Annotated in this window: 9 protein-coding genes; 5 read left to right on the top strand and 4 right to left on the bottom strand. The window is 62.5% G+C overall.

What is annotated here, in order from left to right; translation table 11 throughout:
• The first annotated feature begins 20 nt into the window (after positions 1-20).
• The gene (gene gudD, locus J7E36_RS09340) at positions 21-1364 is read left to right on the top strand and encodes a glucarate dehydratase (protein ID WP_215002111.1); all 1344 of its coding nucleotides are present in this window, start codon (positions 21-23) and stop codon (positions 1362-1364) included.
• Positions 1365-1620: 256 nt separating this feature from the next.
• On the opposite strand, the gene glgB is transcribed toward gudD, so the two are convergent.
• From glgB to J7E36_RS09355, 3 genes are all read right to left on the bottom strand, one after another.
• The gene (glgB, locus tag J7E36_RS09345; protein ID WP_215002113.1) at positions 1621-3855 is read right to left on the bottom strand and encodes a 1,4-alpha-glucan branching protein GlgB; all 2235 of its coding nucleotides are present in this window, start codon (positions 3853-3855) and stop codon (positions 1621-1623) included.
• 11 nt (positions 3856-3866) lie between these two features.
• Positions 3867-7211, bottom strand: coding sequence for a maltose alpha-D-glucosyltransferase (treS, locus tag J7E36_RS09350; RefSeq protein ID WP_215002115.1), 3345 nt, complete (start codon positions 7209-7211; stop codon positions 3867-3869).
• A 186-nt stretch (positions 7212-7397) separates the two neighbouring features.
• A complete protein-coding gene (locus J7E36_RS09355; RefSeq protein ID WP_215002117.1) occupies positions 7398-9395 on the bottom strand; it encodes an alpha-1,4-glucan--maltose-1-phosphate maltosyltransferase in 1998 nt (665 codons plus the stop codon).
• A gap of 214 nt (positions 9396-9609) precedes the next feature.
• On the opposite strand from J7E36_RS09355, the gene J7E36_RS09360 reads away from it, so the two are divergent.
• Positions 9610-9774 (top strand): hypothetical protein, encoded by a 165-nt coding sequence (locus tag J7E36_RS09360; protein ID WP_215002119.1) that lies wholly within the window; start codon positions 9610-9612, stop codon positions 9772-9774.
• A 229-nt stretch (positions 9775-10003) separates the two neighbouring features.
• Here the strand turns inward: J7E36_RS09360 and J7E36_RS09365 are convergent, their stop codons facing one another.
• Positions 10004-10504 (bottom strand): MgtC/SapB family protein, encoded by a 501-nt coding sequence (locus tag J7E36_RS09365; RefSeq protein WP_215002121.1) that lies wholly within the window; start codon positions 10502-10504, stop codon positions 10004-10006.
• 136 nt (positions 10505-10640) lie between these two features.
• Here J7E36_RS09365 and J7E36_RS09370 point away from each other — a divergent pair, with 136 nt between their 5' ends.
• The 3 genes from J7E36_RS09370 (at position 10641) to mapR (ending at position 14117) form a co-directional block, all read left to right on the top strand.
• Entirely contained in the window at positions 10641-10877 is a 237-nt protein-coding gene (locus J7E36_RS09370) for a DUF3203 family protein (RefSeq protein WP_215002123.1), read from the top strand.
• A 265-nt stretch (positions 10878-11142) separates the two neighbouring features.
• Positions 11143-12555 (top strand): cytochrome c oxidase accessory protein CcoG, encoded by a 1413-nt coding sequence (ccoG, locus tag J7E36_RS09375; RefSeq protein ID WP_215002125.1) that lies wholly within the window; start codon positions 11143-11145, stop codon positions 12553-12555.
• Positions 12556-12707: 152 nt separating this feature from the next.
• The gene (mapR, locus tag J7E36_RS09380) at positions 12708-14117 is read left to right on the top strand and encodes a GntR family transcriptional regulator MpaR (protein WP_215002127.1); all 1410 of its coding nucleotides are present in this window, start codon (positions 12708-12710) and stop codon (positions 14115-14117) included.
• Positions 14118-14206: the final 89 nt, after the last annotated feature.

Genomic DNA, 14206 nt, shown 5'->3' on the forward strand with positions numbered 1-14206 from the left:
TTCGTTCAAGGACAAGCACAATGAACTCACAAGAAGCCAGCCAAGCCCCGATCATCACCAGCATGCAGATCGTACCCGTGGCCGGTCATGACGGCATGCTGCTGAACCTCAGTGGCGCTCACGGCCCGTTCTTCACCCGCAATATCGTCATCCTCAAGGACAACGCCGGCCACACCGGCGTGGGCGAAGTGCCCGGCGGCGAGCGCATTCGCCAGACCCTCGAAGATGCCCGCGCGCTTGTGGTCGGCAGCCCTATCGGTACTTACCAGAAGATTCTCAACACCGTGCGTCATGCGTTCGCCGACCGCGACGCCGGCGGCCGTGGCTTGCAGACCTTCGACCTGCGCATCACCATCCACGCGGTGACAGGTCTGGAAGCCGCCCTGCTGGACCTGCTCGGCCAGCACCTCGATGTGCCGGTGGCGGCCCTGCTCGGCGAAGGCCAGCAACGCGATGAAGTGAAGATGCTCGGTTATCTGTTCTATGTCGGTGACCGCCAGCAGACCAACCTGGCCTACCGCAGCGAACCGGACGCCGACAACGACTGGTTCCGCGTCCGTCATGAAAAGGCCCTGGACGCCGACGCCGTGGTCCGCCTGGCTGAAGCGGCCCATGCGCACTATGGCTTCCAGGACTTCAAGCTCAAGGGTGGCGTACTCAAGGGCGACGAAGAAATCGAAGCCGTCACGGCCCTGGCCGAGCGCTTCCCCCAGGCGCGCGTCACCCTGGACCCGAACGGCGCCTGGTCACTCAAGGAAGCGATCCGCCTGTGCCGCGACCAACACAAGGTCCTGGCTTATGCCGAAGACCCGTGCGGTGCCGAGAACGGTTACTCCGGCCGTGAAGTCATGGCCGAATTCCGCCGCGCGACGGGCCTCAAGACCGCGACCAACATGATCGCCACCGACTGGCGCGAAATGGGTCACGCCATCACCTTGCAGTCGGTGGACATTCCCCTCGCCGATCCGCACTTCTGGACCATGCAAGGCTCGGTGCGCGTGGCGCAGATGTGCAATGAATGGGGCCTGACCTGGGGCTCCCATTCCAACAACCACTTCGACATTTCCCTGGCAATGTTCACCCACGTGGCCGCCGCCGCGCCGGGCGACATCACCGCCATCGACACCCACTGGATCTGGCAGGATGGCCAGCGATTGACCAAGGCCCCGCTGCAAATCCAGGGTGGCTGCGTGCAGGTGCCGAAAAAACCGGGATTGGGAATTGAGCTGGACACGGATCAGTTGGCCAAGGCCCATGAGCTGTACAAAGGCATGGGCCTCGGCGCACGGGACGATGCGGTGGCGATGCAGTTCCTGATTCCGGGCTGGACGTTCAACAACAAGCAGCCATGCCTGGTGCGCTGAACCTGAGGTGGGTGATCGGGGAATGCAGCCAGGGACGCTCCGCGTTCCGAAGCGTGACGCAGAGCGTCACAGGATGCGTTCCCACGCGGAGCGTGGGAACGATCAGATGCCTGGTGCGTTGACCCTGAGGTGGTGATCGTTCCTCACGCTCTGCGTGGGAATGCAGCCAGGGACGCTCCGCGTTCCGAAAGCGTGATGCAGAGCGTCACAGGATGCGTTCCCACGCGGAGCGTGGGGACGATCGGACCCAGGACGATTACCCTTCCGGGCGCAGGATCAACACTGCCAACGGCGGCAGGTTGAGTTCCAGTGACAAGGCCTGGCCATGGCTCGCCACTTCTTCCGTGCTGGCGCCACCGCCGTTGCCGTAGTTGGAACCGGCATAGGTGTCGGCATCACTGTTGAGCAGTTCCACCCAGCGCCCGGCGAACGGCACGCCGATCCGGTAGGCCTCGCGCGGCACCGGGGTGAAGTTGGCGACCACCAGCACCGGCCGCCCTTCCTTGCTCCAACGCAACCAGGCATAAACGCTGTTAGCCGCATCGTCACCGATCAACCATTGGAAGCCCTGGGGCGCATCATCCTGATCGTGCAGCGCCGGCTCTTCGCGGTATAGGCGGTTCAGGTCGCTGACCAGGCGCTGGACGCCACGGTGTTCGGCGTATTGCAGCAGGTACCAGTCCAGTTGCTGATCGTGGTTCCACTCGCGCCATTGGCCGAACTCGCAGCCCATGAACAACAGCTTCTTGCCCGGATGCCCCCACATGAAGCTGAGGTAGGCGCGCAGGTTGGCGAACTTCTGCCAGCGATCCCCGGGCATCTTGTCGATCAACGAACGCTTGCCATGGACCACTTCATCGTGGGAAATCGGTAACACAAAACGCTCGGACCAGGCATACACCAGGCCGAAGCTCAACTCGTTGTGATGGTGCGCGCGGTACATCGGATCCTGCTGGATGTAATGCAGCGAATCGTGCATCCAGCCCATGTTCCATTTGTAGGAAAAGCCCAGGCCGCCCTGCTGCGTGCTCTGGCTGACACCCGGCCACGCGGTGGATTCTTCGGCGATGACCAGCGCGCCGGGCGCTTCCAGCGCGACCACGTCATTGAGATGGCGCAGGAAATCGATGGCTTCGAGGTTCTCGCGCCCGCCATGACGGTTGGGCACCCACTCGCCAGCCTTGCGCGAATAGTCGCGATAGAGCATTGAGGCGACGGCATCCACCCGTAGGCCGTCGATGTGGAAATGCTTCAACCAGTGCAGCGCCGAAGCCAGCATGAAGCCGTGGACTTCGGTGCGCCCGAGGTTGTAGATCAGGGTGTCCCAGTCCTGGTGAAAGCCTTCCAACGGGTTGCCGTACTCGTACAACGCGGTGCCGTCGAACTGGGCCAGGCCGTGGGTGTCGGTGGGAAAATGCGCCGGCACCCAGTCGAGAATCACCCCGATGTTGGCCTGGTGACAGGCGTTGACGAAGGCGGCGAAATCGTCCGGCGAACCGAAACGTGCCGTTGGCGCAAACTGCGACAACGGTTGATAACCCCATGAGCCGCCAAACGGGTGCTCCATGATCGGCATCAGCTCGATGTGGGTAAAACCCAGGTCCTTGACGTAAGGCACCAGGCGCTCGGCCATTTCATGCCAGTTGTACTGCCGGGCTACCTCCCCCGCTTCGTCGATTTCACACTGCCAGGAACCGGCATGCAATTCGTAGATCGACAGCGGCGCGCCGGGCAGATGTCGTTCCTGGCGCTGTTGCATCCACTCATCATCCTGCCAGTCGATCGTCAACGGCGCGGCGACTTTCGACGCGGTGTCCGGCGGCAACCGGGTCGCCAGCGCTACCGGATCAGCCTTGAGCGGCAGGATGCCGTGGGCGCCGAGAATTTCATACTTGTAGCCTTCGCCTGCGCCGAGCCTTGGGATGAACAGCTCCCAAACACCGGATGGATAACGGATGCGCATCGGATGCCGACGTCCGTCCCAGACGTTGAAATCGCCGACAACCGAAACCCGCCGCGCATTGGGCGCCCACACGGCGAAGCGCACGCCGTCGACACCGTCGACCGTGGTCAACTGCGCGCCAAGGCAGGAGCCAAGGTCGCGATGGTTACCTTCGGCGAACAGGTAAAGGTCCATCTCGCCCAGCAACGCGCCGAAGCTGTAGGGGTCTTCGGCAACCTGTTCGCCGCCAGCCCAGCGCGTGCGCAGCAGATACGCCTGGGCGCGGTCGAAATGACCGACGAACAGACCGGGGGTCTCGGTGAGCTGCAGCTCACCCAATTCTTCACCACCGTCGCGGGCGAGCACATGCACACTCAACGCACCCGGCAGGTAGGCACGGATGAACTGCCCACCGGCCCCGTCGCCGTGAGGGCCGAGTATGGAAAACGGGTCGTGATGTTCGGCACGCACCAGCGCGTCGATGTCCTTGGGGGACGGCAGCAATGTTTCTTTGGCGTGCCCTTGGGGCTCTTTGTTCGAAACGCTCATGATTCTCTCCACTAAATCGGTCCGGCTATGTCGGAAAAGGGTTCCAGGCCACTCAACAACCCGTACAGACCGTGCAACGGCACGGGCAGCCAGGCGGGGCGATTCTCGGCTTCATAAGCCACTTCATAGGCCGCCTTCTCCAGGCCGAACAACGCCAGCGCAGCGTCTTCGCCTTCAGCATCCTTCCATTCATGGGCAAGACTAGCTGCCGCCAGCCGATATGCCTCGACAAATGCCTGGCGAGCCTCTTTCAGGTAACGATCGGCCACCCGCTGCCGGGCTGCATCGGCATCCGCCGTACTGTCGACGGTGTTCAAGTGGATCGCCATCGCCGCTGCGTAATCGAAGGAGCGCAGCACACCACTGACATCCTTGTACGGGCTGTGCTTGCCACGGCGTTCATGCAATGGCCGCGCCGGTTCGCCCTCGAAGTCGATCAGGTAGGCGTCGCCCTTGATCACCAGCACCTGGCCCAGGTGCAGATCGCCATGCACCCGGATACGCAAGCCGCCGGCAGCCTTGCCGGCCAAGTCCTGAACGTGGGCCAGGACGGTTTTCCGGTGTTCCAGCAAGCGTGCGACCATGGCCTGGTCCGCCGGGTTCAATTGGTCCTGGTTCTGCTTGAGCAGACGCAGGGCGTTTTCCACCTGGGCGGCCACGTCCTTGCCAATCGCCTGGGCTTGCTTGGCATTCGTGGCTTGCGGGGCGAAGTCCGGGTCGTCGGTGGGCTGGGCCAGCGCCTGGTGCATTTCCCCCAGGCGTTGCCCGAGCATGCCGGCAAAATCCTTCAGTTCACCCAGGGCGTTGTAGTGTTGCTCCTGCTCGGACACCGCATCCGCCAACTCGTCCCGTAGCGCACGCTCAAGGTTGTTCTGGGTCCATTCCCAGGCATCGCCCTGGTTACTCAGGTAGCCCTGGGCAATCATCAGCAAGGCATCTTCCCCTTGGGCGTCACGGCGAATCACCGAACCCAGCAGCGGCGAGATATTGCTGAAGCCGGCGGCGGTCAGGTAGGCACTCATCTCCAGTTCCGGATGGACGCCCGAGGCAACCTTGCGGATCAGCTTGAGGACCAGGTTGCCACCCACTACCACCGAACTGTTGGATTGCTCGGCGGACAGGTAGCGCACCTCCGGCTCATCCCCCAGGTTCAACGCCGCCAGGCCTTCGGCGGGTTCGAACCGCAACTCACCGTCCTTGCAGGGCAGCACGGCGCCGGCCTGCATGCTTCGCAGCACCGATCGCACGAAGCTTTCCAGGCTGAACGCATCGGTGATGAAGCCGACCTGGCGAACCCGACGCACCCGGGAAAGGGCCAGTTGTTGGGGCAATGCCGAACCCAATTGGTCTTCGGCCAACAGACCGAACGGCAGTTGATAGCGCAGGGTCTGGCCGCCGCTGGTCACGTCGATCTCGCTGAGCAATACCGGATGCTGCGGGTCGCCGAAGCGCACCCCATAGACAATATCGACCTTCTCGATCGCGCTGTCCTTGCCGGCGAACCAGCGCCGTTTTTGCAGCCAGTTGGGGAGAATGGTTTGCTCCAACGTAGTGCGCGACGGCGCTTCGAGCAATTCTTCCAGGCGTTTTTTCAGCACCAGGGTGGTGAAGTCCGGCAGGCTCTGGGCCGGTTCGACGTGCCAGCTCGGCATCTGGTTTTCCGCCGCCAGGGCGAACCAATAGAAGCCATACGGCGCCAGGGTCAGCAGGAAATTCAGCTGGCCGATTGGCGGGAAGGCATTACCCCCGAGCATCTCCACCGGGACCATGCCGGCGTAGGCCGACAGGTCCAGCTCGGCCGCCTGGGCGCTGCGGGACACGTTGGCCACGCACAGGATGATTTCATGCTTGCCGTCGGGGCCGGTGTATTCGCGGGTGTAGGCCAGGATCCGGCGATTGCTCGGCGACAGCATCTTCAACGTGCCACGACCGAATGCCTTGGACTGTTTGCGCACCGCCAGCATCCGCCGGGTCCAGTTGAGCAGCGAGTGCGGGTCGCCCGCCTGGGTCTCGACGTTGACCGACTGGTAGCCGTACTGCGGGTCCATGATCGGCGGCAGCACCAGGCTGGCCGGGTCGGCCCGGGAGAAGCCACCGTTGCGGTCGATCGACCATTGCATCGGTGTGCGCACGCCATCGCGGTCGCCCAGGTAGATGTTGTCGCCCATGCCGATCTCGTCGCCGTAATACAAGGTCGGTGTGCCCGGCATCGACAGCAGCAGGCTGTTGAGCAGCTCCACGCGACGACGGTCGCGCTCCATCAAGGGCGCCAGGCGCCGGCGAATCCCCAGGTTGATCCGCGCCCGACGGTCGGCCGCGTAGTAGTTCCACAGGTAGTCGCGCTCCTTGTCGGTGACCATTTCCAGGGTCAGCTCATCGTGGTTACGCAGGAAAATCGCCCACTGGCAATTGGCGGGGATCTCCGGGGTCTGGCGCAGGATGTCGGTGATCGGGAAACGGTCTTCCTGGGCCAGCGCCATGTACATGCGCGGCATCAGCGGGAAGTGGAACGCCATGTGGCATTCGTCGCCGTTCAGGCCCTGGGCATCGACGTCGCCGAAGTACAGCTGGGTGTCTTCCGGCCACTGGTTGGCTTCGGCCAGCAGCATCCGGTCAGGGTAGTTGGCATCGATCTCGGCGCGGATCAGCTTCAGCACATCATGGGTTTCGGGCAGGTTTTCGTTGTTGGTGCCGTCGCGCTCGATCAGGTACGGGATCGCATCCAGGCGCAGGCCGTCGATGCCCATGTCCAGCCAGTAGCGCATCACCGACAACACAGCCTTGATGACCTGCGGGTTATCGAAATTGAGGTCCGGCTGGTGGGAGTAGAAGCGGTGCCAGAAGTACTGGCCGGCCACCGGGTCCCAGGTCCAGTTGGACTTCTCGGTGTCGAGGAAAATGATGCGCGTGCCATCGTACTTGTGGTCATCGTCGGACCAGACGTAGAAGTCCCGCGCCGCTGAACCCGGCTTGGCCTTGCGGGCGCGCTGGAACCATGGGTGCTGGTCGGAGGTGTGGTTGATGACCAGCTCGGTAATCACCCGCAGGTTGCGCTTGTGGGCCTCGGCAATGAATCGCCGCGCATCGGCCATGGTGCCGTAGTCGGGGCTCACGCCACGGTATTCGGCGATGTCGTAACCGTCATCGCGGCGCGGTGAAGGGTAGAACGGCAACAGCCAGATGGTGTTGACGCCCAGGTCGGCGATGTAGTCGAGCTTTTCGATCAGGCCCGGGAAGTCGCCGATTCCATCATTGTTGGAGTCGAAAAAAGACTTTACGTGAACCTGGTAAATCACCGCGTCCTTGTACCAGAGCGGGTCGTTGATAAAGGTGGCAGACCGGGGTTTCTTCGCCATTTGCAACTCCTGATGAATTCAATAAAGCCGCTGGGACGGGCTTGCGCTGTTCTTAGTGGCGAGGGGGATCTGGTTGTAGGAGCAAGGCTTGCCCGCGATACAGACGCCACGGTTCCTGAAAGACGGCGCCAGCTTGATCGCGGGCAAGCCTTGCTCCCTCAGGCGCCCTCACCATTGCGCTCACCGTCAAGACACACTGATCCGCCAGACCCCGAACGGCAGGTGCGCCGGGTCGATACGCATCGACTGATACTTGCCGTACCAGCTCCAGCGGTGCCCGCTCATCAAATCCTCGCCCTGGGTCTGGGCATCGTCCGGCAGGCCCATTTCCCACAGCGGCAACTCGAAATTGGCTTCCTGCACGTTGTGCGGATCCAGGCTCACCGCCACCAGGATGAAGTTGCTGCCGTCGGGGGTGCGCTTGCCGAAAAACAGAATGTTGTCGTTCCAGGCGTTGTAGACCTTCAGGCCCAGATGCGTATGCAGCGCCGGGTTCTGACGGCGGATACGGTTGAGCTGGGCGATCTCGGCAATGATGTTGCCCGGCGCGGTAAAGTCCCGGGGCCGGATCTCGTACTTCTCCGAATCGAGGTACTCCTCCTTGCCCGGCACCGGCGCCGATTCGCACAGTTCGAAGCCCGAATACATGCCCCACAGGCCGGAGCCCATGGTTGCCAGGGCCGCGCGGATCAAAAAGCCCGCGCGCCCGGACTGGTGGAGGAACGCCGGGTTGATGTCGGGTGTATTGACGAAGAAATTCGGCCGATAGCATTCGCGCCACGGCGACTCGTTGAGCTCGCTGAAATAGGTGGCCAGCTCAGCCTTGGTGTTGCGCCAGGTGAAATAGGTGTAGCTCTGGGAATAACCGACCTTGCCCAGGCGCGCCATCATGGCCGGCGTGGTGAAGGCTTCGGCCAGGAACATCACTTCCGGGTGTTGGGCCCGAACGTCGGCGATCAGCCACTGCCAGAAGGGCAACGGTTTGGTGTGAGGATTGTCGACGCGAAAAATCTTCACGCCCTCGTTGACCCAACCCAGCACGACATCCCGCAGCTCCAGCCATAAGCTGGGAATCGCATCCGCGGCATAGAAGTCGACGTTGACGATGTCCTGGTATTTCTTCGGTGGGTTTTCGGCATATTTGATCGTGCCGTCCGGCCGCCAGCTGAACCAACCCGGATGCTGCTTGAGCCAGGGGTGGTCCTGGGAACACTGGATGGCAAAGTCGAGGGCGATTTCCAGGCCGTGGGCAGCGGCTGCCGCCACCAGTCGACGAAAATCCTCACGGGTCCCCAGTTGCGGGTGAATCGCCTCGTGCCCGCCCTCCTCGCTGCCGATGGCATACGGGCTGCCCGGGTCATCCGGCCCAGCGGTAAGGGAGTTGTTCGGGCCCTTGCGAAAGCTCCGACCGATCGGATGGATCGGCGGGAAGTACAGGACGTCGAAGCCCATGTCCTGGATCATCGCCAGGCGCGAATGCACATCGTTGAAGGTACCGTGGCGCTTGGGGTCATCGGTGATCGAGCGGGGAAACAGCTCGTACCAACTGGCAAACTCGGCCAGCTTGCGCTCCACGTCCAGGGGGTATTCGGGGCTGATGCTCAGGTACGGTCGATAGTCGGCCAGGGCCATGAGATCGGCGCTGTGCGGCGCCAGGAACAGTGCCACCTGTTCGGTGGGCAGCAGACCGGCAAGCTGGTCGTACAACGCAGCCAACTGTTCGCGCAATTCACCGTCACTGCGCTCGGCCGCCTGTTGCACGTAATTGCGCCCTTCCTGCAACTCCAGGCTGATGGGCACACCGGCACCGTGCTTCTTCTCCAGCTCATAACAGAAACTGGCGTACTGATCGAGCCAGGCCTCGACACAGAACAGATAGCGGCCCTGCTCCGGCACGTTGAACTGACCGCGCCAGCTGTTGTTACCCAGCTCAGTCATGACCTCGCTGTTCCACCGTTCGTCTTGCAGCGAGCGCCAGCGGATGCGCACCGCCAGTTTGTCGTGTCCGTCGGTGAACACCTTGCTCGTCACCGTCACGTCCTGTCCCGCCACGGCCTTGGCGGCAAACTGACCGCCATCGATCACCGGCATGGTGTTTTCAATCGCGATTCGCGGCAATAACAACGCCTGGGACAACGGCAGTTGCGGGTTGTACGCCAGGTCAGTCGGCTGTTCAGCAGTCATCGAGCATCGCTCCTTTTACGCCCCATGGACGCGCTTGTGGCGGTAAAGGCCCAACGGGTCCTGTGAAAAAACTCACTTAAGCTCCGAACCGAATGGGCGGTTAAAAGTTCAGCCAGATTTGTCCCCCGGTTGCTTTCGGGATAAATCCTGGCGCGTGAGGGTCAACAACCTTAAGCACGACTCAAGCCAGCTGCGTTACGGAGACCACGTCCTGATGAATATTCCGATTCCGGCCGAAACCCCTGATCCCAATATCGACGACCCCATCCTGCCGCCCCCAGGGCCTGAACCGGAGCCGATCCCGGAGAAAGATCCTCCGCAAGAGCCCCAGCCACCCTTGGGCGACCCGCCGAGCGAGGCGCCGCCGGAACGGGTTTGATGCTCAAGCTTAGTAGCAGAACCTGTGGGAGCCGAGCCTGCTCGCGATAACGGTGTATCAGTTGATGCAGAGGCCGACGGTCTGGCGCCATCGCGAGCAGGCTCGCTCCCACAAGGATTTGTGGCGTATGGAGTGTCCAGGCTCGACGCCGGACCTGTGGGAGCCGAGCTTGCTCGCGATGGCGCAGGCCCATCGACATGGATTCAAACTGACGCCCCGCCTCGACAACTCAAGGACGGTCGTCCTTGTCCAACGCCCGGACAATCATCGGCATCACGCTGAAAATCCCCAACGCCAGCACCGTGCTCAGCACCGCCGTTGCCTCCCGGCCCAATCCGGCGGCAACGCCGATGGCGGCGGTCATCCACAGGCCCGCTGCGGTGGTCAGGCCTTTGACGTGGCTCACGTCGCCCTCGGTGTTCTTCAGGATCGTCCCGGCGCCCAGAAAACCGATGCCCGCGACAACCCCTTGTATGACCCGGCTCATGGCATCGGCCTGGGAGCCGGACAACTGCGGCACCAACACGAACAGTGCGGCGCCCAGGGCCACCAGCATATGGGTGCGCACGCCAGCGGCCTTGCCCTTTTGCTCGCGTTCGAAACCGAGGACGCCGCCAAGCAGCGCGGCCATCAGCAGGCGTACAGTGACCCGCGTCATCTGCTCCGCATCCGCAATGTCGGCGAATTCCGCCTGCAGGGTGATCCAGACTCGTTGCCACCAGGTTTCCATGAACCGTCCTCCTTTTATTCGATAAACGATGGACCGCAAGCGGCGCCAGAGGTGCGTCCGACCGCTGATCAGCCGCAACGAACCCTGGCAGTGGCAAGGCGCCTAACGCACAGGACATCCCAGAAGGAGCAACACCATGACTGTGCGTATCGATGACCGCCAGACCTGCCACTTCGACATCCCCAACGGCCTGAAAGAGTATCCCGCCAGCGAACTGACCATCATCACCGACTCGGAAAAAGCCATGTCGGCGGTCGACCTCGATGACGGGCGCATCTACATCACCGAGGCCGAGGCGGACGCCCTGACCGTGGCCGGCGCGGCCGATGGGCGCCAGAACCTCAAGGCGACTGACAGTGGTTCGGTGATCTGAAGCCGGTGGTTACACAACTCCCAGCGGCAAAGCCCGTGGGAGCAAAGCTTGCTCGCGACGCAGACGACGCGGTCCCCAAGGAATCGCCTGCGTCCTGAGCAACCTGGCTGCGCACTGTTCGTGGGTTCATACCTGCATCAAACTGTCGCAGGGCTTGGGTCCGACGCCATCTGATCCGGTTTTTATCGCTCAACCTGAGTCTGTTATGCAAACAGTTCGATGGTCATAGTGCCCCGGCCAGATAGCGGCTGATGAGCGACCGACCATGAGCGATAGAATCCCCGTCCAGTTGTTACAGACCTTCGAACCCGCGCCAAGCAAAATCAACTCTCGAACCACCGATAACCTGATCCACACCCGCAGTTTCACCGGTCTGTTCCGCACCTTGCGCATGAGCGGTGCGGGTGCGCTGTTCCTGCTGTTCTTCGGCACGGTGTGGTTGAACTGGGGCGGTCGCCAGGCCGTGCTCTGGGATCTGTCCGAAAGCAAATTCCACGTCTTCGGTGCCACCTTCTGGCCCCAGGATTTCATCCTGCTGTCGGCGCTATTGATCATCGCCGCCTTCGGCCTCTTTGCGATCACCGTGTTTGCCGGTCGCGTGTGGTGCGGCTACACCTGCCCGCAGAGCTCCTGGACCTGGCTTTTCATGTGGTGCGAGAAAATCACCGAGGGCGAACGCAACCAACGGATCAAGCTGCAAGCGGCGCCGTGGGGGCTGAACAAGTTATTGCGGCGCTCGGCCAAGCACACGTTGTGGCTGGCTATCAGCCTGCTCACCGGCCTGACGTTCGTCGGCTACTTCACACCGATCCGGCCGCTGGCCGAAGAGCTGCTGACCCTGCAAATGGCCGGCGTCAGTCTGTTCTGGGTGCTGTTTTTCACCGGCGCCACCTACCTCAACGCCGGCTGGTTGCGCGAAGCGGTGTGCATGCACATGTGCCCCTACGCCCGCTTCCAGAGCGTGATGTTCGACAAGGACACCCTGACCATTTCCTATGATTCGGCCCGCGGCGAAATCCGTGGCCCACGCAAACGCGACGCGAAACCGGCCAACATCGGCTTGGGCGACTGCATCGACTGCCAGATGTGCGTGCAGGTCTGCCCCACCGGCATCGACATTCGCGATGGCCTGCAAATGGAATGCATCGGCTGCGCGGCGTGCATCGACGCCTGCGACTCGATCATGGACAAGATGGGCTACGCGCGTGGGTTGATCAAATACACCTCAGAACATCAGTTGCAGGGCGGCAAGACGCACCTGCTGCGGCCCCGGCTGATCGGTTATACCGTCGTGCTGCTGGTAATGATCGGCGCACTGGCCGTGGCGCTGGTGGAACGGCCCATGGTGTCCCTCGACGTCAGCAAGGACCGCGGCCTTTTTCGCGAAAACAGCCTGGGCCAGATCGAGAACATCTACAGCCTGAAGGTCATCAACAAGACCCAGCAACGCCAGGACTACACCCTGTCGCTGCTGGACGATGACAATTTCATCCTGCAGGGCAAGACCCAGCTAAGCCTGGCGCCGGGGGAAATCGTCGACGTGCCGGTGTCGGTGGCGATGCTCAGCGAACGGCCCGAGCGCAGCTCCCGGGAGATGACGTTCAAGGTGGCCGACAGCGATGAGCCGTCCATCTACAGCGTGGCCAAAAGCCGTTTTGTCGCACCGATGAATCGGTGAGGCTTTAAGATGCCGGTGCTTTTCTGTGGGAGCGAGCCTGCTCGCGATGAGGCCAGTACTGTTACTGACAATCCGCTATCGCGAGCAGGCTCGCTCCCACAGTCAATACGCAAGCCATGCATTACCCTGAACCGTTAAAGACTGAGCTCGCCATGAAACGCTACGAGAAATTCGCCGACGACATCGCTGAACTGATCCGCTGCGGCATGCTCGGGCCGGGCCAGCGCGTACCGTCGGTGCGTTATGCCAGCCAGACCTACGGCGTCAGCCCGTCCACCGTGTTCCAGGCCTATTACCTGCTGGAGCGACGCGGCCTGATCCGCGCCCGACCGCGCTCGGGCTACTTCGTCAACGCCCATGCGCCGAGCCCGTTTTCCGAGCCGGCGATCAGCAGCCCCGCGCATGAGTCCACTGAGGTCGACGTCAGCGAACTGGTGTTTTCAGTGCTGGAGTCGATGAAGGACCCGACCACCGTGCCCTTTGGCTCGGCCTTCCCCAGCCCGACGCTGTTTCCGCTGCACCGGCTGTCCCGCTCGCTGTCCAGCGCCACACGGGACATGGACCCACGGGTCGTCGTCACGGACATGTCGCCAGGCAATCCGCAATTGCGCCGGCAAATCGCCCTGCGCTACATGGTCGGCGGGCTGATGCTGCCCATGGAGGAGCTGCTGGTCACCAATGGCGCCTTGGAGGCCTTGAATCTGTGCCTGCAAGCGGTCACCGAGCCCGGCGACCTGGTGGCGATCGAGGCACCGGCGTTCTACGCCAGCCTGCAAGTGCTGGAGCGGCTCAAGCTCAAGGCCGTGGAAATCCCCGTTCACCCTCGCGACGGCATTGATCTGGAGGTGTTGGCGCAGACACTGGAACGCCATCCGATCAAGGCCTGCTGGTGCATGACCAGCTTCCAGAACCCCATGGGCGCGACGATGCCCGAGGCACGCAAACAGGCGCTGGTCGAGCTGTTGCGGCGGCATCAGGTGCCACTGATCGAAGACGACGTGTACGCCGAACTCTATTACGGCCAGCAGGCCCCCAAACCGGCCAAGGCGTTCGACACCGAAGGGCTGGTGATGCATTGCGGTTCGTTCGCCAAGAGCCTGGCGCCGGGCTATCGCATTGGCTGGGTCGCCGCCGGGCGCTACGCGCAGAAGATCGAACGGCTCAAGCTCATGACCTCGCTCTGCGCCTCGATGCCGGCCCAGGCGGCCATCGCTGACTACTTGCAACACGGCGGCTACGACCGCCACCTGCGCAAATTGCGTTACGCCCTGGAAGAACAGCAAAGCGCCATGCGCGCCGCCATCGCCCGCTATTTCCCGGCCCAGACCCGTGTCAGCCAACCGGCGGGTGGTTACTTCCTGTGGCTGGAACTGCCCGAACAGATGGACTCGCTGAAACTGTTCCAGATGGCCCTGGCGCAAGGCATCAGCATCGCGCCGGGGCCGATCTTTTCACCGACCCGGCGCTTCAGGAACTGCATTCGCCTGAACTACGGCAGCTCGTGGACCGAGGCATCGGAAAAGGCCATGGAGACGTTGGGGCGGATTATTCGGTCGTTTTGAATAGGATGTCGCCTGGGCTATTGCCATCGCGAGCAGGCTCGCTCCCACACTGGGCGGCGACCGCAGTTCAATGATTGGGTGGAGGCAAC

Origin of the sequence: Pseudomonas fluorescens, assembly GCF_018614775.1 — a bacterium.
Taxonomy (GTDB): domain Bacteria; phylum Pseudomonadota; class Gammaproteobacteria; order Pseudomonadales; family Pseudomonadaceae; genus Aquipseudomonas; species Aquipseudomonas fluorescens_BY.

Coding starts and splice junctions, on each gene's coding strand:
- gudD (WP_215002111.1), top strand. CDS start 21: ATGAACTCACAAGAAGCCAGCCAAGCCCCGATCATCACCAGCATGCAG.
- glgB (WP_215002113.1), bottom strand. CDS start 3,855: ATGAGCGTTTCGAACAAAGAGCCCCAAGGGCACGCCAAAGAAACATTG.
- treS (WP_215002115.1), bottom strand. CDS start 7,211: ATGGCGAAGAAACCCCGGTCTGCCACCTTTATCAACGACCCGCTCTGG.
- J7E36_RS09355 (WP_215002117.1), bottom strand. CDS start 9,395: ATGACTGCTGAACAGCCGACTGACCTGGCGTACAACCCGCAACTGCCG.
- J7E36_RS09360 (WP_215002119.1), top strand. CDS start 9,610: ATGAATATTCCGATTCCGGCCGAAACCCCTGATCCCAATATCGACGAC.
- J7E36_RS09365 (WP_215002121.1), bottom strand. CDS start 10,504: ATGGAAACCTGGTGGCAACGAGTCTGGATCACCCTGCAGGCGGAATTC.
- J7E36_RS09370 (WP_215002123.1), top strand. CDS start 10,641: ATGACTGTGCGTATCGATGACCGCCAGACCTGCCACTTCGACATCCCC.
- ccoG (WP_215002125.1), top strand. CDS start 11,143: ATGAGCGATAGAATCCCCGTCCAGTTGTTACAGACCTTCGAACCCGCG.
- mapR (WP_215002127.1), top strand. CDS start 12,708: ATGAAACGCTACGAGAAATTCGCCGACGACATCGCTGAACTGATCCGC.